Source organism: Paenarthrobacter sp. UW852 (assembly GCF_024608385.1).
Classification (GTDB): Bacteria; Actinomycetota; Actinomycetes; order Actinomycetales; family Micrococcaceae; genus Arthrobacter.
The window spans coordinates 395,060-414,418 of the sequence record NZ_JAMSGY010000003.1 but is presented as its reverse complement, the minus strand read 5'-3'; the positions used below and the strand labels follow the sequence as shown (position 1 = coordinate 414,418).

Sequence of the window (19,359 nt, the reverse complement as noted above, 5' to 3'; positions counted from 1 at the left end):
TCTTTTAGCTGAATTCCAGCCGCTTCACATGTCAATGGGACACAATGGGGCTATGTCTAACATTTTTGGTGGTCCCAAAGCCGTCGAGGAGTCCCGGAGCGTCCCACAAGGAGACACCGTCGGCTCATACACCTCGTATTTGGATGCCCAAAAGGCGGTGGATTATCTGGCAGACCAGCAGTTCCCGGTTCAGTTGGTATCGATCGTGGGCAACGACCTCAAAATGGTTGAGCGGGTGACCGGTCGCCTGAGCTACCCGAGGGTGGCCCTGTCCGGTGCTTTGAGCGGCATGTGGTTTGGCCTGTTCGTCGGTGTGATGCTGTCCTTCTTTACGCCGGGCGGCGGACCGTTCTCCATCATCACCTCGGTCCTGATGGGCGCGGCCTTCTTCATGCTCTTCGGCATCGTCACCTATGCCACCCAGCGCGGGAAGCGTGACTTCACCTCCACAAGCCAGGTGGTGGCCACCAACTATGACGTGATCGTCGCCATCGAAGCAGCCCACGAGGCCCGTCGCCTGCTCCACCAGCTGCCGATGAACCCCTCGCAGGCGGCAGCGCCGCAGGCAACGAACTACAACCAGCACAGCGCTCCGCTGCAGCAGCCGGGCCAGGCGCCGGAAAGGCCATCCACATGGAATGACCCTTACGGCCAGCGCGGCACCGGTGAAACCGGCACGCAGGAAAACGGGGATCCGCACGCCGGCGTTGCGCCGTCGAACCACCAGCCGCCGTCGGCTGTCCGCTACCCCGACCTGCCCGACGGCAGGCCGCAGTACGGTGTCCGCGTGACCGAAGGCCACAATGCCCCGCGTGAAGACGGACAGCAAGCCGGCTCCGAGGACACACCGAAACAGCAGTAGTCCCCGGCAAAGGACAAATTCAAAAGGCAAAGGGAAGGCCACCGGATCTCCGGTGGCCTACCCTTTGTGTTGGCAGTTCCCTCGGACTGCGCGGGCTAGCCCTGCGCCTCCTGGTAGATACCAGCCATCCATGATTCAACGTCGTCTGCCTTGCGGGGCAGGGCGGCGCTGAGGTTGACCGGGCCATCGGCTGTCATCAGGATGTCGTCCTCGATGCGAACACCGATTCCGCGGTACTCGGCAGGGATCGCAAGGTCCTCATTCTTGAAGTACAAACCGGGTTCGATGGTAAAGACCATGCCCTCGGTGAGGATCCCGTCCAGGTAAAGCTCGCGCTTGGCCTGTGCACAGTCGTGGACATCCAGCCCCAGGTGGTGGCTGGTCCCGTGCGGCATCCAGCGACGGTGCTGCTGGCCTTCGGGGCTGATGGCTTCCTCCACGGAGACGGGAAGCAGGCCCCACTCGGCGAGGCGTTCGGCCAGGACGGTGGTTGCGGCCGTGTGGATGTCGCGGAACTTCACGCCCGGTTGCGCGGCTGCGAAACCAGCATCAGCTGCGTCCAGGACGGCTTCGTAGACCTTGCGCTGGACATCGGTGAAGGTGCCCGTGGCGGGCAGGGTGCGGGTGACATCGGCCGTGTAGAGGGAATCAGCTTCCACGCCGGCATCAAGGAGGAGGAGTTCGCCCGCGTTGACCTTGCCCGTGTTCCGGGTCCAGTGAAGGACAGTGGCGTTGTTTCCCGAGGCAGCGATGGTGTCATAGCCGAGCTCGTTGCCTTCCTCGCGGGCGCGGGCGAAGAATGCACCCTCAACGACGCGCTCGCCGCGTGCGTGGGTCAGCGCCCGCGGAAGGGCGCGAACGACGTCGGCGAAGCCCTCCACAGTGGCAGCCACGGCGATTTTCATCTGCTCGATTTCCCACTCGTCCTTGAGGAGGCGCAGCTCGGAGAGTGCTTCGCTGAGCTTCTCGTCCAAGGCATCGAGTTCGCCGAGGTCAAGGGTTTCCGGGTCTTTGGCGGTGTTGTAGCGGGCGGTGTCCACCAAGGCGTCAATGTTCTCGTCCACCTTGCGGACCAGGCGGATGGAGATACCACCGATTTCCGGGGCACCCACGTTCTTGGTGATTGCCATTTCGAGTTCGGCGATATGGGCGCAGGACAGTCCCAGGCGGGCCTCGAATTCCGCCAGCGTCGGACGGGCACCGATCCAGAACTCACCGGAGCGTGAGTCGGCGTAGAACTGTTCGGTATCGCGGCCGGCCAAGGGACGGAAGTAGAGCGTCGCGGTGTGGTGACCGCCGTCGTCGCCCTTGCCTTCAGCTACCGGCTCAAGGATGAGGACGGCGTCGGGCTCGTGGTCCAGGCCCAGGCCCGTGAGGTGCGCAAAGCCGGAGTGGGGGCGGAAACGGTAATCGCAGTCGTTTGAGCGGACCTTCAGCGGACCGGCGGGGATGACAAGCCGTTCGCCTTTGAACAGTTCGGAAATCGCACGACGGCGGCGGGCAGCGTGGTCTGCAACGGCGTCGCGCGCAGGGGTCACCTGCGGGGCGGCAGCCCAATTGCTGGCCATGAATGCTTTGAAAGCATCCGATGTTGGCCTCTGTGAGCGGTTGTTAACGCGCTCCTGCAGCGGCTGGGAATTTGCGGAGTCCATGTTTTGGGTGTTTTCGGCATCGTTCACCGTTACATCGTCCCACCAGTTCGGTGAGGAGGCCAACGGCGCAACGCTCCAAGGAGCCCTGCATCCCATAGGCTGGGAAAGTGAGGATAGACCTGCATGCGCACTCCAATGTTTCCGACGGAACCGAGACACCCGCCGGGGTGATCGTTTCTGCCGTATCGGCGGGCCTGGACGCCGTGGCGTTGACGGACCACGACTCCACCGATGGTTGGGACCAGGCTGCGGCAACCGCAGTGGAACACGGGATTGCGTTTGTCCCGGGCATGGAGATCTCCTGCCGGACGGAGCAGGGCATCAGCGTCCACCTGCTCAGCTACCTCCACGACCCGTCCCACCCCGGCCTCCTCGAGGAAATCACCAAATCCAAGGACGCACGCCTCACCCGCGCAGAGCATATGGTGACGTTGCTGTCCGAGGACTATCCGCTGACCTGGGACGACGTGATCCACCATGTGGCGCCCGGAGCAACGGTGGGCCGCCCGCACATCGCCGACGCCCTGGTGGCCGCCGGAGTCGTCGCGGACCGCACGGAAGCGTTCACCTCCATCCTTACCTCCCATTCGCGGTATTTCGTGCAGCACTACGCGCCCAACCCGGCGGTCGCCGTCGAGCTGGTGCGCGCGGCAGGCGGCGTTCCCGTGTTCGCCCATCCGGTGGCTTCGTCCCGGGGACGAATCGTGGGGGAGCGCACCTACCGTGAAATGGTCGACGCCGGCCTGCTGGGGGTTGAGGTGGACCACCGGGACAACCCAGAGGACGGCAGGCGGTTCCTGCGCGAGATGGCTGCCCGGCATGGGCTGCTGATGACGGGATCCTCCGATTATCACGGCGCAGGCAAACCGAACCTCCTCGGCGAAAACACGACGCCGGCCGACGTCCTGGCCCGTATTGAGGACCTGGCGACGGGCAGCAAGGTAGTCCGTTGATGGACCTGCAGTTGCTGGCCTCGGTGATCGTCACGCTGTTCGTCATCATGGACCCGCCGGGTACAGTGCCGATCTTCATGTCGTTGACGGCCCAGATGTCACCGAAGGACAGGAACCGCTCGGCTTTTCAGGCTCTTTTGGTGGCCACGGGCGTGATCGTGGTTTTCGCGATTTTCGGCCAATCGATCCTGAACTACATGCACATCTCCTTGGCGGCCCTGCAGGGTGCCGGCGGCCTGCTGCTGGTGCTCATTGCCCTGCAGCTCTTGACGGGGTCCACCAGTGGCGAGGAAAACGCCGCGAAGTACAAGAACGTGGCCTTTGTTCCCTTGGGTACGCCGCTGATGGCCGGGCCTGGTGCGATCGTGGCGGTCATGGTGTTTGTCCAGCAGTCAAAGGACCTGTCAGGTTACCTGGCCGTTGGCCTGGGCATCGCGGTGGTGCTCGCCTCGCTATACCTGGCCATGCGGTTCGCAGGAGTGGTTCAGCGGGTCCTTGGGGAGAACGGAGTGGAGCTGGTGACCCGGATTGCCGGCCTTTTGCTCTCTGCCATCGCCGTACAGATGATCGCCGACTCGGTGACTGCCTTCGTGAAGGGTGTCGCCTGACAGCTCCTGGCTAGGACGCAGTGGTTTGGGCCTGGTGGAACACGGCCTTGCTGCCCAGGCGTTTCCGCATGACTTCAATGGCCTGCTCGTTCTGGTCCACGCACACGAAGTTCCGGCCCAGTTTGGCCGCCACTGCCCCGAGGGTCCCGGAACCGGCAAAGAAGTCCAGGCACCAGTCGCCCTCGCGGCTGGATGCCGAAACAATCCGGCGGACCAGGCCTTCGGGTTTCTGCGTGGGGTAGCCGGTTTTTTCGCGCCCTGTCGGCGAAACGATGGTGTGCCACCAGACGTCCGTGGGCAACTTTCCCAGCTCACGTTTGGCGGGGGTCACCAAGCCCGGAGCCATGTAGGGCTCCCGGTCCACTTCGGCGTTGTCGAAGTGGTACTTGGTGGGGTTCTTCACGTACACCAGGATGTTGTCGTGCTTGGTGGGCCAGCGGTTCTTGGCCCGGGCGCCGTAATCGTAGGCCCAGATGATTTCGTTCAGGAAGCATTCCCGGCCAAAGATGGCGTCGAGCATCACCTTGGCGTAGTGCACCTCGCGGTAGTCCAGGTGCAGGTACAGGGTGCCGTCGTCTGCCAGCAGGCGCCAGGCTTCCACGAGCTTGGGCTCCAGGAAAGACCAGTAGTCGCTGAAGGCGTCGTCATAGCTGTGCAGGGCGCCCTTGATGGTGTCGTAGGAGCGGCCCTTGAAGCCCACGCGGTCGCCGTCGCCGTCCGAGTTGCGGACCATCCGGGTTTCCTGGCGTCGCTGGACCCGCCCGGTGTTGAAGGGAGGGTCCACGTAAATGAGTGTGAAGGCGCCGTCCGGCAGCGTTGGAAGGAACTCCGCGTTGTCCGCGTGTACCACCAGGTTGCCGCCGTCCGGCGCCCAAACAGTTTCAGTCATTGAGAAAATTAAGCCTCGGTGCTGCCGGACTGGGCAGCTGCGGCCTCACCGGAGACCACTTCGCCGTTGCGGCGGCGGGTCCGGGTGCGACGTGTACGTGCAGGCTTCTCGGAATGGTCCGAGCCCGTTTCCGAGACTGCGGCAGCCGGGGCTGCTTCGCCTTCGGAGGTACGACGGCGGCGCGTACGGTTGCGTCCGCCCTCACCCTTGGATTCGCCGGAGTCAGCCTTGCCTGAACGGCCGCGGCCGCCATCGCGGCCACGTCCGCCGTCACGGGAGCCATTGCGGTCCGAACCACCGGAGCGGGAGTTCTTCTTGCCGGTCTCACCCAGGTCCTCCAGGACCTCGGCGTCCACACCGGCCAGCGTGCGCTTGTTCCGGGGCAGGCGTCCCTTGGTGCCCTCGGGGATATCGAGGTCGGCGTAGAGGTGCGGCGAGGAGGAGTACGTTTCAACCGGCTCCGGAACGCTGAGTCCCAGGGCCTTGTTGATGAGTCCCCAGCGGGGCATGTCGTCCCAGTCAACGAACGTGACGGCGGTGCCCTTGTTGCCTGCGCGGCCGGTACGGCCAACACGGTGCAGGTAGATCTTTTCGTCTTCCACGCACTGGTAGTTGATCACGTGCGTGACGTCATCGACGTCGATACCACGGGCAGCGACATCGGTGGCAACCAGGACGTCCACCTTGTTGTTGCGGAAGGCACGCAGGGCCTGTTCGCGGGCGCCCTGGCCCAGGTCGCCGTGAATGGCTGCAGCCGCGAACCCGCGGTCCACGAGTTCCTCGGCGACCTTTGCGGCGGTGCGTTTGGTCTTGGTGAAGATGATGGTCCGGCCACGTCCGCGGGCCTGGAGGATGCGTGCCACGACTTCGGTCTTGTCCATGCTGTGGGCACGGTAGATGAGCTGGCGGATGTCCCGCTTGGTCAGGCCCTCATCGTTCGGGTCAGCTGCGCGGATGTGGGTGGGCTGCGTCATGTAACGACGTGCCATCGCGATCACGGGGCCGGGCATGGTTGCGGAGAAGAGCAGCGTCTGGCGCACGGCGGGGGTGCCGGCGATCAGGGTCTCTACGTCGGGAAGGAAGCCAAGGTCCAGCATTTCGTCGGCCTCGTCAAGAATCACCATCTTGACGTTCTTCAAGCTCAGGTGCTTCTGCTTGTAGAGGTCGATCAGTCGGCCAGGGGTACCTACGACGATCTCGACGCCCTTCTGCAGCGCATCGATCTGGGGTTCGTAGGCCCGGCCGCCGTAGATGGTGGCGATGCGCGCGTTGCGCTTGCGCGAGGCCGTCTGGAGATCGTTGGCGACCTGCACGGCAAGTTCGCGGGTGGGGACGATGACCAGTGCCTGCGGTGCGCCGGGAACGGCGAGCTTGTCATAGCCGGCGTCGTCGCGGCCTACAACGCGCTGCAGGGCAGGTACGCCGAAGCCGAGGGTTTTGCCTGTACCAGTCTTGGCCTGGCCGATGATGTCGTGGCCGCCCAGTGCGACGGGCAGGGTCATGGCCTGGATGGGGAACGGGTGGGTGATCCCGGCATCTGCCAAGGACTCCACGATGTCTGCGCGCACGTTGAAGTCTGCAAACGACTTCTCTTCGATCTCGTGGGGCTTCTCGTCCGAGACGATGGTTTCCTCGGGCTCGAGGGTTTCTGTTCCGGTGGGGTCCGTCAGGACTTCATGGGTATGCAATTCACTCACAGGGAGTTTCCTTATTCATTTGGGCATTGGCGCCGCATGCTCAACGGGGGCGGCATAGCCGTACCGGAGCACCAACGGGCGCGCAAGCAAGTCCAGTGGAAGCCGATCGCGGGCTATCTAAGTACTGGCACTGGTGACCAGTTGGTACATCTCAAGATCGCGTAGGGGCGGGCTTGTTGAGTTCAAAAATTAACTGAATCAACGACCGGGCATCCATTACTACACGCCCAGTCTATCCTCTGGGAGCCCGAAAGCCCGGATTGGGGATTGAACGGCGCTATGGCAGCAGTTCAAACAGGATCTCCCGGCTGGCAATGTCAGCCTTGACCAGCCGGACGCGGACCTTGGTCCCGGACTCCAGTTCGCCGTCGCAACGGGCGGTCACGGCGGGCTCCGCTATTTGGACGATTCCGTATGGACCGCCGTTGCCGTTCCCGTTGCCCTTTCCGTTCCCGTTCCCGTTTGGCTTGGAGCCGGAAATGACCACCGCATCAAATTCCTGGCCAACATGGTTGGCAACCAGTGCCGCCTCAACCGTGTCCAAGGCGGCACGCTCGAGGCGGCCAGCGAGTTGATCGGACGAGGCCATGATCTCGGGCAAGGACGGCAAGGCTTCCCGGGCCCAGGCAGGGATGTCCCGCTTGTTGCTCAGTGCCTCGCAGATCACCAGGACGAAACGGTCGATGAGGCGGCGCAACGGTGCTGTGGTGTGCGCGTACGGAGCGCCGATGGCTGCCTGGATGACTTCCGTCGGGACCTCGCCGTCGAAAGGTGTGTAGTTGGCACCCCTGAACAACGTCCCGGCTGAGTGCAGGATGGCGAGTTGCTTCGGGTCTGATGCGTCCAGGGTCCGCAGGTATTCGCCGTAGCTGATCCGTCCGTCCCAGGGTTTACCAAGGGCCGTGGTCTGCCTTTTGAAGTGCCGCAGGGAGCGTTCGTCCGGTGCGGGCATGGTGCGCAGTATGCCAACCTTGCCGTCCAGCATCAGCTGAGCTGCCGCCATCCCGGTCATGAGTGAAATCTGCGCGTTCCAGTCCTCCACCGGCAACGACGGGGCAGCAACGATCCTGTACCCGCCGCCGTCGGCCGCTTGGACGATCTCCTGTTCGGGCATGTTCAGGCTCGCACCGCCGCGGAGGCGTTCGAGTTCAACCCGTTTCAACCCCACTTCCTTGAGGAGCTGCAGTACGGGCGGTGCCGTTCCGTCGTCGATTTGCTCCTGGACGCCCTTGTAACTTAGCTTGGCCCGGCTGCGCACGGTGGCGCGGCCTACTGTCACCGTCACTGCTTCGGCCTGCGCGTCGAGGACGAAATCCCAGACGAAGGCGCCACAGTCCTGCTCTGCCAGCAGGCTGCCGGCATGTTCGCTGATGATTTCCGGGTGCAAGGGAATGCGTCCATCCGGAGCATAGAAGGTCTGGCCGCGCCGGCGTGTCTCCGTGTCGAGGGCACCACCGGGAGCCACGAAGGACGGAACGTCGGCGATCGCATAGAGGACCTTGTAACCGTCACCGGCGCGCTCTATGAACAGCGCCTGGTCCAGGTCCGTCGACGTGGCGGGGTCGATGGTGACAAACGGAATGTCCCGAAGGTCGCGTTCAGGCAGCTTCAGGTCCGCCACGGCTTCTCGGGCTTCTTCCACTGCCCCCGTGGGGTAGTCGCCTGGGAGTTCCAGCTCCGTCCGGAGTGCGGCGAGGGCCGCTGCGAGCTGGTCCGACGAGTCGTCGACGTTGGGTGCAATCCGATGATGTGACACGAAAATCAGGGTAGCCCGGATTCCGGGGATCACACCATGTCAAGGCCGCACGGTGAGCGACTTTCGCTAAATTGAGTCCAGGGCTTCCAGCAGCGACTTGGCAGCCGCCGTCGGGTCTGCGGCTTCGGTGATGGCACGGACAACCACGATCCTGCTGGCCCCCGCCGAAAGGACCTGTTCCACGTTGCCCAGGTCGATGCCGCCAATAGCGAACCACGGGAGCTGCACGGCGCCGTCGGTCGTTTCCGTGGCACGCCTCATCGCTTCTGCGGCATATGTGACCAGGTCCGGCCCAACGGCTTGGCGCCCCGGTTTGGTGGGTGTCGCCCAAACCGGTCCGACACAGAAATAGTCCAGGCCGCCGTCGCCGGTAGAAGCGGCAATGGCCGCATTGACCTGCTCCGGAGTGTGGGTGGAAAGTCCAATCGCGGCAGGGGCCGGGAGGAAGGTCCGGGCCACCGGAAGGGGCAGGTCCTTCTGGCCCACGTGGAACACAGGAGCCCCGGAAACACTGGCAATATCGGCCCGATCGTTGACAGCCCACAGTCGGCCGTGCCGCTCGGCCACACTCCGCAGGATGGCCAGCAATTCCAGTTCTTCGGCTGCCTCGATCGACTTGTCCCGGAGCTGGATGATGTCCACCCCACCCTCGAAGGCGGCATCGACGAAGTCTTCGAAATCGCCCTGTCGCTTCCGGGCATCGGTGCACAAATAGAGTCGGGCTGAGGCGAGGGATTCAGGCTGGGTCATGGGAACCAGAGTAGTTCCTCTACACTGGGCACGTACTGCGGGAGCCGCGACGTTCGACTATGTGACCGTCCGGCTGAGAGGGCTTCAGCGCCGACCGCTTGACCTGATCCGGCTAATACCGGCGTAGGGAAGGGAATACATGGCAGACGCCATTCATGCAGATGTAGCCATTATCGGCGGCGGCATCATCGGGTTGGGCATCGCCCACCAACTGCGCAGGCTGGGCCGCTCAGTGGCCCTCATCGACCCTTGGCCCGCAAACGGCGCAACTTTCGCAGCGGCCGGGATGCTGGCACCCGTCAGTGAACTGCACTACCAGGAAGAAGAACTCCTGGAACTCATGGTCGAATCCTCCCGGCTGTGGCCCGCTTTTGTTGGCGCGCTGGCCGGAGGGGCGCACGCCGCCGGATACCGCACGACGCCGACCCTCGCCGTGGGTGCCGACGCCGCCGACCGCCGCGCGCTCGCAGACCTCCGGGTGGTACAGAAGGCTGCGGGCCTGGGAGTGGAGCCATTGGCCCTCCGGGAAGCGAGGGAGCGTGAGCCCTTGCTGAGTCCCCAAATTTCCTGTGCCTTCGACATCCCCACCGACCACCAGGTGGATCCCCGCAAGCTCGCCGCCTGCCTTTTGGCCGAACTTTCGGATCACTCTAGCGATGATCTGAGCTGGGTTACGGGGGCGGACAACGGATTCGCTGTGAAAGCGCTGGCACATCGTCTCCTGTGGGATGAAGGCAGGGTCTCTGGAGTCGAACTCGAGTCAGGCACCAAGGTCTTTGCCACCGAGACGGTGGTCGCAAACGGTCTGGGCGCCGCCGGCTTGGACGGCCTGCCCGAAGGGCTCACGCTTCCACTGCGGCCGGTCTATGGTGACATCCTCAGGCTTCGGGTTCCGGACAACCTGCAACCTCTCGTTACCTCCACCGTCCGGGGGATAGTGCGGGGCGTTCCCGTCTACATCGTCCCCCGCGACGACGGCACCGTGGTGATCGGAGCGACCCAGCGTGAGGACGGACTGTCCACGGCCTCCAACGCCGTCTCGGCGGGCGGCGTCTATCAACTCCTGCGCGACGCCCAGGTCCTGGTCCCCGCGGTCGCCGAACTCGAACTCCTGGAGGCAACAGCCCGCGCCAGGCCAGGGACGCCGGACAACGCACCGTTGCTTGGCCGCGTCGCCGGAACCAATGGCGACATTGAGGGTTTGGTGGTTGCCACCGGGTTCTTCCGTCACGGAGTCCTGCTGACACCGGTAGCCGCAAGGATTGTCGGCGAACTGATCAACGGATCGACCGATGCACAGTGGGCCCCTTTCCGCCCCGACCGCTTTACGGCCAGCGCAACCGGTCCACGGAACTTCGTCCCAGCACACGCCCGCAGCAAGGAAAGCGCATGAACATCAAACTCAATGGATCCGACCATGCAGTGGCCGATGACGCCTCTGTCAGCACCCTCGTCACCGCCATCACCGGCCGCGAACTGGACCACAGGGGACAGGCGGCCGACGGCGGCAAGCTGGGTGTCGCCGTCGCGCGCAATTCAGAGGTGGTGCCGCGCAGCCAGTGGGCGGCAACAGCACTCGCCGACGGCGATGAACTCGAACTCGTTACCGCAGTCCAGGGAGGCTGAACAATGTCCACAACAAGCACTGCCCCCAGCACCGACGCCTTGGTGATCGACGGCGTCGACTTTGGTTCGCGGCTGATCATGGGAACAGGGGGTGCCCCGAGCCTGGACGGTTTGGGCGCTGCGCTCCTGGCCTCGGGTACGGAGCTGACCACCGTGGCCATGCGGCGCTATTCGCCGGCAGAAACCGGGTCTCTCTTCCAGCTCCTGGTGGACCACAACATCCGGGTGTTGCCCAACACGGCCGGCTGTTTCACGGCGAAGGACGCGGTGATGACCGCCGAACTTGCCCGCGAGGCGCTGGAGACCGATTGGGTGAAGCTGGAAGTCATCGCGGACGAGCACACACTCCTGCCCGATGCCGTGGAACTCGTCGATGCCACGGAGCAGCTGGTCAACCGCGGGTTCAAGGTCTTCGCTTACACCAATGATGATCCGGTCCTTGCCCTGCGGCTGGAAAACCTTGGCGCCACCGCGGTGATGCCGCTGGGCTCACCGATCGGGACCGGCCTGGGCATCCTGAACCCGCACAACATTGAGCTGATCGTGTCACGGGCATCGGTGCCCGTGGTGCTCGACGCCGGGATCGGAACCGCTTCCGATGCCGCGCTGGCCATGGAACTGGGTTGCGATGCCGTCCTGCTGGCTACCGCGGTGACGCGTGCACAGAACCCGGTGCAGATGGGGGAGGCCTTCAGGCACGCTGTCATTGCCGGCCGTTTGGCCAGGCAGGCAGGCCGGATTCCCCGGCGCGAACACGCCTTGGCGTCCTCCGCGATGGAGGGACGCGCCGAGTTCCTTTAGGGCGTTAACCAGCGATGGCCATCACCCGCGGGTGATGGCCATCGCTGTAAGTGGCGCTTAGAGCCGGAGGGCCCTGGTGAGAGCCTCGGTATCGTGCTTGGTCCGGGTCCGGCCGAAGTACACCACAACCGCCGCGGCTGCCGCGGTTCCGATGACGATGGGGAGAACCCACGGAATCCAGGTGACCCCCGGTTGGTAACCCAAGCCCGCGCTGATGAAGGCAATCCAGCTCAGCGCCGCAACAGCGGTTGAAACGCCTACCGGAAGGGCGACGCCGTACCTGCCGTGCCGCTTGTCGTTGGCCCAGACAATGAAGCCCGTGGCAATGGCTGCAAGAACAACCACGACGAGTGAAAGCATGAAGACTCCTTAGCGGACGACGGGTGGTGGGGGAATGCTAGAGGGCGCCGAAGCCCACGCGACGGACTTCCTCGGCGCCGATCTCCACATAGCCCAAAACGTTGCCAGGAACGATGACCTGGCGGCCCTTCTCATCCGTGAGGCGCAATTCCGAGCCCTTGGACACGGCCTCCGCCACGATCTTGGCTACGGCGTCTGCATCCAAAGCGGATTCGAGCACAATTTCGCGGCCAACGTTCTGAATGCCGATCTTTACTTCCACAGCAAGGCCTCCAAGCCAATCAAGTTTTGAATCAGTCCTCTATTTGTAGCTTAGGACTCTTTGGGGAATCGACTGATTCCGCGCCAAGCTAAACGATAGATCAGATCGCTGGCCACATCGAGGTCCAGGTTTCCGTCTGTCTCAAGCCAATACCGCGCGCTGACCTGCGCCATTCCGGCCAGGCCGCGGCCAAGGAGCTGCGCTTCCAGGGGCGGCAGCTTGGTGTCCTCGGCGATGACATGGGCCACGGCGTCCGCAAACGTCTTGTTGAACGTTTCCAGCCGGGAACTGACATCGGGGTCGTTGATGAGGTCCGACTCAAACACCAGCCGGTGCGCTTGGTCGTCGTCGGCAATGAACCTGTAGTAGGCCCGCATGACTGCCTTGACGCGCTCTTTGTTGTCCGTTGTGGAGTTCAGGGCGCTCAGCATCAGGTCCGTCAGCGTCGCGAGATGGCTGTCCAGCAGGGCCATATAGAGCTCGCGCTTCGACGGGAAGTGTTGGTACAGGACCGGCTTGCTCACATGTGCGGTCTCTGCGATTTCGTCCATGGCTGCGCCGTGGAACCCGTTGGCAACGAAGACTTCCAACGCTGCGTTGAGCAACTGTGCGCGGCGCTCGTCCCTTGGCAGCCTTGGCGATCGAGGCGAACCGCTCCGTTCCTGCTTCGCGGGTGCTCCATCGTTTGCCCGTGTGCCGTCAGCCACAGTCTGCCGCCTTTCCTTTGCAGTTATGACCACTCTACCGGTGGGTAATATGACCGGGCGGTATCTGCGGGCATACATTGGGGTATGGCCTCAATTGCTGCTGTCCGCACCGCTGCGCCCGCCGTCCTTCCGCCCCTTGTGGAACCGGCCGCTGAACTTACTCCGGCCGAGGTGGAGCGGTACTCCCGGCACCTCATCATTCCGGAAATCGGCGCCGTGGGCCAACGCAGGCTTAAGAATGCCAGAGTCCTCGTCATAGGCGCCGGCGGGCTCGGTTCCCCGGCCCTGCTGTACTTGGCTGCAGCCGGGGTGGGAACTTTGGGCATCGTGGACGACGACACTGTGGACCTCAGCAACCTTCAGCGCCAGGTCATCCACGGGGTGAAGGACGTGGGTACGCCCAAGATCGAGTCCGCACGCGACGCGATCGCCGAGCTCAACCCCTTGGTGAACGTGGTCCTGCACAATCTCCGCCTGGATTCTTCCAACGCCCTGGATTTGTTTGCCGATTATGATCTCATCCTCGACGGTGCTGACAACTTTGCCACGCGGTACCTCGTGAACGACGCCGCGGCCATCCTCGGCAAACCCTACGTGTGGGGATCCATCTTCCGGTTCGACGGGCAAGTCAGCGTTTTCTGGGCCGAACACGGACCCACCTACAGGGACCTCTACCCCGAGGCGCCTCCGGCCGGCTCCGTGCCGTCGTGTGGCGAGGGCGGAGTGTTCGGCATGTTGTGCGCGGCTGTTGGATCGCTCATGGTGACCGAAGCCGTGAAGCTGATCACCGGCGTCGGGCGTTCCTTGCTGGGACGCGTGGCACTCTTTGACGCCTTGGGCGGCAGTTGGCGGGAAATCAAGGTGTCCAAGGATCCGGAAGCCGAACCCATCACCGAATTGACCGACTACGAGGCCTTCTGCGGCGTCACTCCCGTCACGGCCACTGACCAGGACCACACCGTCACGGCCACCGAGCTGGCAGCGATGCTCGCCGAGCGGGCGTCAGGGGAGCGGGACTTCGAACTGGTGGATGTCCGTGAATCAGGCGAGCACAGCATTGTGAGCATTGATGGTTCCGTGCTGATCCCACAAGGCCGGATCCTGGCCGGAGAGGCGTGGTCCCACCTGCCACAGGACAAGGACATTGTGTTCCACTGCAAGGCCGGAACGCGCTCGGCGGCGGTCCTGGAGGCCGCGCAGAAGGCGGGCTATACGCGCGTCAGCCACCTCGACGGCGGTATCCTCGCCTGGGTGCGTGACGTGGAACCCCAAAAGCCCGTTTACTGAGCGTTGCCCGTTCCGGCCGTTATCTGTAAAGCTCAACCATGAGCGAAGAACGGGCAGAGACCCAGCAACACCCTATTGGTTCCGGTTTTGGACACGGTTCCACGGCCCGGGAGGTTATCGACGGGATCGACCTCTCCGGAAAATCGGCGATTGTCACAGGCGGATATTCGGGCCTTGGCCTGGAGACCGTGCGGGCACTGGCCTCCGCAGGCGCGTCCGTGACCGTCCCCGCACGACGCGTGGAACATGCCAAGGAAGTGCTTGCCGCGGCCGGCCTGGGCGACGCCGTCACAGTGGAAGAAATGGACCTGGCTGACCAGGACAGCGTCAAAGCATTCGCCCAGCGGTATTTGGCCGGGCACAGTTCCTTGGACATCCTGATCAACAACGCCGCCATCATGGCCAGCCCGGAACAACGGGTAGGTCCTGGCTGGGAGGCGCAGTTCGCAACCAACCACTTGGGGCACTACACCCTGGTTAATGCTTTGTGGCCGGCCCTTGCCGCCTCGGGGGATGCCCGCGTCATCTCCCTCTCATCCACCGGCCACAAGTTATCGCCGATCAGGTTCGACGACGTCAACTTTGACGGCGGCTACGACAAGTGGCGCGCCTACGGCCAGGCAAAAACGGCAAACGCGCTCTTCGCTGTGGAATTGGACCGCCTGGGCCAGGACTCCGGAGTCCGGGCCTTCGCCGTTCATCCTGGTGGCATCATGACCGAACTTCAACGGCATTTGCCCAAGGATGAGATGGTCGCAGCGGGATGGATGGATGCGGAGGGAAACGTCCGCGAAGGATTCAAGACGCCGGAGCAAGGCGCTGCTACCTCGGTGTGGGCTGCGACTTCCCCTGCCCTGTCAGGTATGGGAGGTGTCTACTGTGAAGACTGCGACGTTGCCAATCCAACGGACAAGGAATCGCTGTTGGCGAGGTACCAGGGGGTGGACGCGCACGCCATCGACAAGGCGGACGCCGCCAGGCTTTGGGAATTGTCAGCGAAGCTGACAGGAGTCAACGCTTTCGCCTAGCAGGCGGTGTCAGGCGCTTTCGGAGCGGAGTTGCCCGTGATCCACAGGGCACTCCGCGGCCGGGGCGGCTGCAGGTTGCTCAACCTGGATGCCGTACAGCGCCTCAAGTGCTGCTACGTACTCCTCCTGCTGGCCGTTGGCGGCCAGTTCACGGGCCCTGACGGTAGGGATGTGGAGGAGCTGCTTGACCATCCGGCGCAGGGCGAATTCGACTTCCTCCGCGGCAGCCGTGCAACCGTGGCGGGCACGGACCTTCTCCATCTCAGCGTCCAACACGTTCATGGTGTGCCGGCGCAGCGCCACAATGGCCGAATCCACGGAGCGTGCCTCGCGCTCGGACTCAAAGGAAGACGCCGCGCCTGTGACGATGGCACTGGCCTGGGACAACGATTCTGCCTGTTCCTGGGGTGCAGCGAGCCGGACGGATTCAAGCGTGAGGAGTTCCACGCCGTCGAGTTCGCCGACTGCCGGATCGAAATCATGGGTCAGGGCGAGGTCGATCGCAATCAAGGGCTTATTGGACTGTGCCCGGACGCGCGCAAGGTCCGCTGCTTCCACGCGGTTGTCCGAACCGCTGCAACCGATCATGACGTCAGCTGCGGCGACAGCAGCGGGGAGCGTTTCGGCGTCGAGCGCTGTACCCCCGCGGGTGGCTACGAAAGCCTCGGCACGGCCGGAGGAAGAATAGACGGAGATTGCGGTGCAGCCGCGTTCGCGCAGGAGTGACATGGTGGCACCCGCATAGGCGCCGGTGCCGAAGACTACGACGTTCTTGGTGGACCAGTCATCGTTCTCGGCGAGGTCGGTGGCGAGGTCCAAAGCAACGGAGACAATCGACAGGCCGCGGGAGCCCAACGCTGTCTGCGCACCGACGTCCTTGGCGGTTTTGGAAGCTGCCTGGAAAAGCCGGACCAAGCCGGAGCTCGCCGTGCCTTCCTGCTGGGCAGTGATCAGGGCGCGGCGGACCTGGCCCGCGATTTCGCGCTCACCCACCACTGCAGAGTCCAGTCCGGCGCTCACGGCGAAGAGGTGCCTGGTGACGTCCGGGCCGGTGTGGGTCGCAAAGGAGCGGGAGACGAGTTGCTCGTTCAGGCCGCTCAATTCACTGATCTGGGAAACCAGGGCAGAGCGGGCCGCTTCGATGTCAGCGCCGTTGCCTGTTTCGCCGTAAATCTCGTAGCGGTTGCAGGTGGCAAGCACCACCGCACCGGAAACCACGGGCGAATCCGTGAGGGCCGCGGAGGCAAGCTCGGAGGAACCGTTGCTCAACTGAGCGACAGTTTCAAGGTCGATGTCGGCGTGTGTAGCCACCAATGAGAAAAGAACCACAGCAACCCCATCATAGCTTTTTCGTAGCCCGGTAGAACAATATGGCGCCGTGGTGATCCACACGCGGACGCGTGATCCCCGCCACAGCTGCTTGTTTTGGGCTAGACGTGACAGCTTGTCGTTATCTTTTGCCCCGGATTTTCGGCACAATCAAAGGCATGACTTCTAGCTCGGCAGCATCCCAGAGTACGGCCTCCAACGCCCCGGCGGGAGCCCTCGGCCCCAACCACCCGCTGAAGGACGGACGTACCTCGGACTCACCGCTGATCACGGCATACCGTGGCGGCAAGCCGTCGCGGCGGCCGGTGTGGTTCATGCGCCAGGCCGGCCGTTCCCTTCCTGAGTACCTCAAGGTCCGCGAAGGCGTTGCCATGCTGGACTCGTGCCTGCGTCCTGAACTCGCCGCCGAGATCACCCTGCAGCCCGTCCGGCGCCACGATGTCGATGCCGCCATCTTCTTCTCGGACATCGTCATTCCCCTGAAGCTGGCGGGCGTTGGCGTGGATATCGTGCCCGGCGTGGGGCCGGTCCTGGACAAGCCCGTCCGCACGGCTGCCGATGTCGCCGCTCTGCCCACCCTGACCTGGGAGGCGCTGGAGCCCATCCGTGAGGCCGTTCGCCTGACAGTGGCTGAGCTTGGAAAGACTCCGTTGATCGGCTTCGCAGGTGCCCCGTTCACGCTGGCCGCCTACATGGTTGAGGGCAAGCCTTCCCGGGACCACCTCGGCCCGCGGACCATGATGCATGCCGACCCTGAGACCTGGAATGCGCTGGCCAACTGGGCCGCCGATACGTCGGGAATGTTCCTCCAGGCGCAGCTGGAAGCCGGAGCCTCGGCCGCGCAGCTCTTTGACTCCTGGGCCGGTTCCCTGGGCCTTGCCGACTACACAAAGTACGTAGCACCGGCCTCCGCCCGCGCACTGGACCATGTCCGGGACCTCGGTGCTCCGTTGATCCACTTCGGCACCGGCACGTCCGAACTCCTGGTTGCCATGCGCGACGTCGGGGTGGACGTGGTGGGCGTGGACTACCGGCTTCCCCTTGATGAAGCGAACCGTCGCCTTGGCGGGGCCGTTCCGTTGCAGGGCAACATCGATCCCGCACTGCTGTCCGCGCCTTGGGACATCCTGGAAGCGCATGTCCGCGAGGTTATCGCAGCCGGCGCCCACGCCCCGGGCCACGTCCTGAACCTCGGCCACGGCGTCCCTCCGGAAACGGATCCGACCGTCCTGACCCGCGTCGTGGAACTCATCCACTCGATTCCGGCAGAGTAGGGCTCATGCGCGGCGGACATCCAAGGCCCACAGCCCGTCCCGCAGGACCACGTGCCGTGGTGGTGGGCGGTGGCATTTCAGGGCTCCTTGCTGCGCGGGAACTTGCCATGGCCGGCATGCCGGTCACGGTCCTCGAGGCCACCGGCGCCTGGGGTGGTTGCGTGGGCAGCCATGTAGTCGCAGGGCTCCAACTGGACAGCGGCGCAGAGTCATATGCCACAAGGTCTTCGGCCGTAGCCGACCTCGCCAGGGAGCTCGGACTCGGCGACAGGATCGTGGCGCCGCACCCCGGTGGTGCCTGGGTGCAGCTGCCGGACGGCCCGCAGGAGTTGCCCAAGACCGGAGTCCTCGGCATTCCAGCCAACCCCTGGGACCCGGAGGTCCGGCGTTCACTGGGCTTCCTCGGTGCCGTGCGCGCCTCCTGGGACCGGTGGTTGCCGGCGTCGGTGGGTACGTCCTCGGACGTGACAAGTGTTGCCTCCCTTGTGCGGACCCGGATGGGCAGGAAAGTCCTGGATCGCCTTGTTTCCCCCGTGGTGGGCGGTGTCCATTCCGCCGACCCCGCCCTCCTGGACGTGGACATGGTTGCGCCCGGGCTCCGGGCTGGAATCCGAACACACGGTTCCTTGTCGGCGGCCGTCGCAGCCCAGCGAAAAGTTGCTGCCGTCCCGGCCGGCGACAATGCGTCAGCCCGGAAAACAGGCTCCGGGCTTGCCAAGGCGGGTTCCGCCGTCGCCGGTTTAGCAGGCGGGATGAACACCCTGGTGACGGCCCTGGTGGCCGACCTCCGCGGGCGGGGCGTGGACCTGCTCGCTGGAACTGCGGCAACGGACGTCGTAAAGACTGCGGCCGGTTGGCGTGTCACCGCCGGCGATTCCACGTACGACGCCGGCCGCCTGGTGGTTGCGCTGGACGGCCCGGCGGCTGTGGGCCTGTTGGAGAAGTCGCTGCCGGCATTGTCTGACCTGCGTCCGGCGCCAGGGCCCTTGGTGAGCCTGGTGACGATGGTGGTTGACGTGCCGGAACTTGATCGCCGACCCCGCGGAACCGGCATCCTCGTGGCGCCCCAGACCCCGGGAATCACGGCGAAGGCGCTGACGCACGCCACGGCTAAATGGGATTGGCTTGCTGGGGAAGCCGGGCCTGGAACCCACGTGCTGCGGCTGTCCTATGGTCGCCGCGAGGATGCGGGTGGATCCCCGGATGTGGTCCTGGATGACGAATCCCTCCTTTCCGCGGCCTTGGCCGATGCCTCGCAGTTGTTGACGGTGCCGGTATCCCGGGCGGATGTCGTGGATTGGGATGTGGTGCGCTGGGCAGGTGCCCTGCCGTTCGCCGCCGTCGGTCATAAACAGCGTGTGGCGCACGTCCGTGAGGTGTGCGCCGCTGCGGAGGGGCTGACGGTTGTCGGAGGGTGGTTGGCAGGCAACGGCTTGGCCGCGGTCGTGTCGGATACCCGGAAGCAACTCAGCGAGGCAATCAGGCGCGGGCCCGCCATTGTGTGATTTGCATCACTTC

19 protein-coding genes and 1 riboswitch are annotated in these 19,359 nt (G+C 64.3%); of the genes, 10 read left to right on the top strand and 9 right to left on the bottom strand.

Translation table 11 applies throughout. The features are described 5' to 3' along the window. Positions 1 to 52 precede the first annotated feature (52 nt). Positions 53 to 862, top strand: coding sequence for a general stress protein (locus tag NEK97_RS08040; protein WP_257369270.1), 810 nt, complete (start codon positions 53 to 55; stop codon positions 860 to 862). 95 nt (positions 863 to 957) lie between these two features. On the opposite strand, the gene NEK97_RS08035 is transcribed toward NEK97_RS08040, so the two are convergent. After that, positions 958 to 2,541 carry an aminopeptidase P family protein gene (locus NEK97_RS08035; RefSeq protein ID WP_257369269.1) on the bottom strand — a complete coding sequence of 528 codons (1,584 nt, stop codon included), beginning with the start codon at positions 2,539 to 2,541 and terminating at the stop codon, positions 958 to 960. Positions 2,542 to 2,621: 80 nt separating this feature from the next. On the opposite strand from NEK97_RS08035, the gene NEK97_RS08030 reads away from it, so the two are divergent. Together NEK97_RS08030 and NEK97_RS08025 are read left to right on the top strand one after the other, a co-directional pair. Further along, on the top strand, positions 2,622 to 3,467 hold the full coding sequence (locus NEK97_RS08030; protein WP_257369268.1) for a PHP domain-containing protein: 846 nt from the start codon (positions 2,622 to 2,624) through the stop codon (positions 3,465 to 3,467). After that, a complete protein-coding gene (locus tag NEK97_RS08025) occupies positions 3,467 to 4,075 on the top strand; it encodes a MarC family protein (RefSeq protein WP_235520680.1) in 609 nt (202 codons plus the stop codon). Before NEK97_RS08030 ends, NEK97_RS08025 begins: the two co-directional genes overlap by 1 nt. A 10-nt stretch (positions 4,076 to 4,085) precedes the next feature. Here the strand turns inward: NEK97_RS08025 and NEK97_RS08020 are convergent, their stop codons facing one another. From NEK97_RS08020 to thiE, 4 genes are all read right to left on the bottom strand, one after another. Further along, positions 4,086 to 4,964, bottom strand: a complete 879-nt coding sequence (locus NEK97_RS08020) for a site-specific DNA-methyltransferase (protein WP_235520679.1) — start codon at positions 4,962 to 4,964, stop codon at positions 4,086 to 4,088. An 8-nt stretch (positions 4,965 to 4,972) separates the two neighbouring features. Further along, complete coding sequence (locus NEK97_RS08015; RefSeq protein ID WP_257369267.1) at positions 4,973 to 6,661, bottom strand: DEAD/DEAH box helicase; 1,689 nt, start codon at positions 6,659 to 6,661, stop codon at positions 4,973 to 4,975. Between the two features lie 277 nt (positions 6,662 to 6,938). Beyond that, positions 6,939 to 8,417: an RNB domain-containing ribonuclease gene (locus NEK97_RS08010; RefSeq protein ID WP_257369266.1), complete on the bottom strand. Its 1,479-nt coding sequence runs from the start codon at positions 8,415 to 8,417 to the stop codon at positions 6,939 to 6,941. A 66-nt stretch (positions 8,418 to 8,483) separates the two neighbouring features. Then, on the bottom strand, positions 8,484 to 9,167 hold the full coding sequence (gene thiE, locus NEK97_RS08005) for a thiamine phosphate synthase (RefSeq protein WP_257369265.1): 684 nt from the start codon (positions 9,165 to 9,167) through the stop codon (positions 8,484 to 8,486). 27 nt (positions 9,168 to 9,194) lie between these two features. Beyond that, positions 9,195 to 9,314: riboswitch (TPP riboswitch) on the top strand. On the opposite strand from thiE, the gene thiO reads away from it, so the two are divergent. The 3 genes from thiO (at position 9,307) to NEK97_RS07990 (ending at position 11,594) form a co-directional block, all read left to right on the top strand. Then, a complete protein-coding gene (gene thiO, locus NEK97_RS08000; protein ID WP_257369264.1) occupies positions 9,307 to 10,560 on the top strand; it encodes a glycine oxidase ThiO in 1,254 nt (417 codons plus the stop codon). (Overlaps the previous riboswitch by 8 nt.) After that, positions 10,557 to 10,793, top strand: coding sequence for a sulfur carrier protein ThiS (gene thiS, locus NEK97_RS07995; RefSeq protein WP_257369263.1), 237 nt, complete (start codon positions 10,557 to 10,559; stop codon positions 10,791 to 10,793). Before thiO ends, thiS begins: the two co-directional genes overlap by 4 nt. 3 nt (positions 10,794 to 10,796) lie before the next feature. Further along, positions 10,797 to 11,594, top strand: coding sequence for a thiazole synthase (locus NEK97_RS07990; RefSeq protein ID WP_257369262.1), 798 nt, complete (start codon positions 10,797 to 10,799; stop codon positions 11,592 to 11,594). Between the two features lie 57 nt (positions 11,595 to 11,651). Here the strand turns inward: NEK97_RS07990 and NEK97_RS07985 are convergent, their stop codons facing one another. The 3 genes from NEK97_RS07985 to NEK97_RS07975 are packed head-to-tail and all read right to left on the bottom strand — an operon-like array spanning position 11,652 to position 13,001. Next, positions 11,652 to 11,954 (bottom strand): hypothetical protein, encoded by a 303-nt coding sequence (locus NEK97_RS07985; protein ID WP_257369261.1) that lies wholly within the window; start codon positions 11,952 to 11,954, stop codon positions 11,652 to 11,654. 37 nt (positions 11,955 to 11,991) lie between these two features. Then, positions 11,992 to 12,216: a DUF3107 domain-containing protein gene (locus NEK97_RS07980; RefSeq protein WP_018776516.1), complete on the bottom strand. Its 225-nt coding sequence runs from the start codon at positions 12,214 to 12,216 to the stop codon at positions 11,992 to 11,994. Positions 12,217 to 12,266: 50 nt separating this feature from the next. Continuing rightward, positions 12,267 to 13,001, bottom strand: coding sequence for a TetR/AcrR family transcriptional regulator (locus NEK97_RS07975; RefSeq protein ID WP_257369260.1), 735 nt, complete (start codon positions 12,999 to 13,001; stop codon positions 12,267 to 12,269). A 6-nt stretch (positions 13,002 to 13,007) separates the two neighbouring features. On the opposite strand from NEK97_RS07975, the gene moeB reads away from it, so the two are divergent. After that, on the top strand, positions 13,008 to 14,210 hold the full coding sequence (moeB, locus tag NEK97_RS07970; RefSeq protein WP_257369259.1) for a molybdopterin-synthase adenylyltransferase MoeB: 1,203 nt from the start codon (positions 13,008 to 13,010) through the stop codon (positions 14,208 to 14,210). 38 nt (positions 14,211 to 14,248) lie between these two features. After that, complete coding sequence (locus NEK97_RS07965; RefSeq protein WP_257369258.1) at positions 14,249 to 15,238, top strand: SDR family NAD(P)-dependent oxidoreductase; 990 nt, start codon at positions 14,249 to 14,251, stop codon at positions 15,236 to 15,238. 9 nt (positions 15,239 to 15,247) lie between these two features. Here NEK97_RS07965 and NEK97_RS07960 read toward each other — a convergent pair whose 3' ends face one another. Continuing rightward, positions 15,248 to 16,567 (bottom strand): glutamyl-tRNA reductase, encoded by a 1,320-nt coding sequence (locus NEK97_RS07960; protein WP_257369257.1) that lies wholly within the window; start codon positions 16,565 to 16,567, stop codon positions 15,248 to 15,250. Between the two features lie 158 nt (positions 16,568 to 16,725). On the opposite strand from NEK97_RS07960, the gene hemE reads away from it, so the two are divergent. Beyond that, on the top strand, positions 16,726 to 17,841 hold the full coding sequence (gene hemE, locus NEK97_RS07955) for a uroporphyrinogen decarboxylase (protein ID WP_257369256.1): 1,116 nt from the start codon (positions 16,726 to 16,728) through the stop codon (positions 17,839 to 17,841). Positions 17,842 to 17,846: 5 nt separating this feature from the next. Next, complete coding sequence (hemG, locus tag NEK97_RS07950; protein ID WP_257369255.1) at positions 17,847 to 19,346, top strand: protoporphyrinogen oxidase; 1,500 nt, start codon at positions 17,847 to 17,849, stop codon at positions 19,344 to 19,346. The last annotated feature ends 13 nt before the right edge of the window (positions 19,347 to 19,359 follow it).